Here is a 438-nt window from a genome sequence, read left to right as displayed (position 1 = left end):
GCGCCCGTAAAGGTTCCGCCAGTCGTAGCTTGCGGTGTAGGCCGCATAGGCTTCCGGCGGGAGCGGATGGGTCGGTGAGCCGAGGCCGAGGATGTAGAGGAGCAGGCCCTCGTCGTAGCCACGCCAGCGATAGGGGATGAAGCCGTTTTCCGGCCGCCAGCCGTGGGTGAGCGTCAGCCCGTGATCGCAGGCCCAGTTCCAGTCGGCTCGTTCATAGAGCGCGTTTGCCACCCTGCGGATTTCGACTTCCTCGGCGCCATCGCCGTCGAAATAGGCGGCCACTGTCAGAGCACCCGCGAAAAGAAAGGCGGAGTCGATCGTCGAAAGCTCGCACTCCCAAACACGTCTGCCGGTCTCGATGTCGAGGAAGTGGTAGAAGAAGCCCTTGTAGCCGGAGGCGTCGGGTTCCGGTCCCTGCGGGCACTCCAGGAGAAACTG

The 438-nt window shown here is 63.9% G+C and carries 1 protein-coding gene; it reads right to left on the bottom strand.

Translation table 11 applies throughout. From position 1 onward, the window contains the following. Positions 1 to 438, bottom strand: a 438-nt coding sequence (locus ASE71_RS10425; protein WP_274533545.1) for a glucoamylase family protein, incomplete at both ends; no start/stop codon positions are given.

It is taken from the genome of Ensifer sp. Root954 (assembly GCF_001429005.1).
Classification (GTDB): domain Bacteria; phylum Pseudomonadota; class Alphaproteobacteria; order Rhizobiales; family Rhizobiaceae; genus Ensifer; species Ensifer adhaerens.
The sequence above is the reverse complement of the archived record's forward strand: the minus strand, read 5'-3'. Positions and strand labels throughout refer to the sequence as shown.